Source organism: Burkholderia sp. AU30198, assembly GCF_020419825.1.
In the GTDB taxonomy this organism is placed as follows: Bacteria; Pseudomonadota; Gammaproteobacteria; order Burkholderiales; family Burkholderiaceae; genus Burkholderia.
Map to the genome: position 1 here is coordinate 1 of NZ_JAIZSA010000052.1, position 1311 is coordinate 1311.

General features: G+C 60.0%; 1 protein-coding gene. It reads left to right on the forward strand.

The window, feature by feature from the left end:
• Nucleotides 1-53: 53 nt before the first annotated feature.
• Nucleotides 54-1282, forward strand: a protein-coding gene (locus LGN19_RS39440) for an IS3 family transposase (RefSeq protein WP_226220243.1) whose coding sequence is annotated in 2 segments (ribosomal slippage) — nt 54-419 and nt 422-1282 — 1227 coding nt in all. Because the reading frame shifts where the segments join, the coding sequence is not laid out codon by codon here.
• Nucleotides 1283-1311: the final 29 nt, after the last annotated feature.

The following is a 1311-nucleotide window of genomic DNA, read 5'->3' on the forward strand; positions in this document are numbered from 1 at the left end:
TGACCCATCCTGAAATAGGTTGACACTTTTTCGCCGAGGCGAGGAGGTGCCAGATGGAGCAAGGGATCAAGCGGACGCAGCGGGACTACAGCCTGGCTTTTAAGCTGTCGGTGGTGGTGCAAGTCGAAAAAGGCGATCTGACTTACAAAGAGGCGCAGCGACGCTACGGCATTCAGGGCCGCTCGACGGTGCTGGTATGGTTACGTAAGCACGGCTTGCAGGATTGGGCCGATCCATCCGGTCGTGCGCGATCAGGTTCCACCATGCCGAAGCAAGATTCGAAGCCGCTCACACCGGAGCAACGCATCAAGGAGTTGGAGACGCAGTTGCGAGAAGCGCAGGAGAAAGCCGCGCTGTTCGAGGCGGTGATCGACGTGATGCGCAAGGACTACGGGATCCCCGTAAAAAAGCCTTCGGGCAGGTCGTCGCGCAAAAGCGGGTCGAAAAGCTGAGCGTCGAGCGGGCCTGCCGATACATGGGCATCAGCCGCCAAGCGTATTACAAGCGTTGCCAGAGCGAGGCTCGTCGCTGCTCGCAAGCCGAGACCGTCACCTCGCTGGTACAGAACATCCGTCTGCGACAACCGAGGCTGGGCACGCGCAAGCTGCATCATCTGCTCGGCCCAGCGCTGGTCGAGCGTGGTATCAAGCTGGGGCGGGACCGACTGTTCGACGTGCTGCGCACCGCGCACCTACTGGTCGCGCCACACCGCGCGTATCACAAGACCACCCATAGCCATCACCGCTTCCGGCGCCATCCGAACCTATTGAAGGCCGGCCCGGAGCAAATCGTGCCGAAAGCCCCTGAGCAGGTTTGGGTTGCCGACATCACCTATCTGCCGACCGCTGGTCCGTTCGTGTACTTGAGCCTTGTGACCGACGCGTTCTCGCGCAAGATCGTCGGCTACCACGTCCATGACAGCCTGCAGACCGAGCAAGTCAGTCTGGCGCTCAAGAAGGCGTTGCGTACGCGCCGAAGCCGCCAGCCGTTGATCCACCATTCCGATCGCGGAATCCAGTACTGCTCGACGTATTACCAGGACATCCATCGACGCCATGGTCTGCGATGCTCGATGACCGATGGCTACGACTGCTATCAGAATGCACTGGCAGAGCGGATCAACGGCATCCTCAAAGGCGAGTTCTTGCTGCATCGCCCGGCCGATCTCAAGCAGGCCGCAAAGATGGTCGAACAGTCGGTGAACATCTACAACTGCGAGCGGCCACATGCCGCCCTCAAATACAAAACGCCCGATGCGGTGCATCGGGCGTTTAGCGGGTGAACACTGTCAACCTATTCCAGGACTTGACA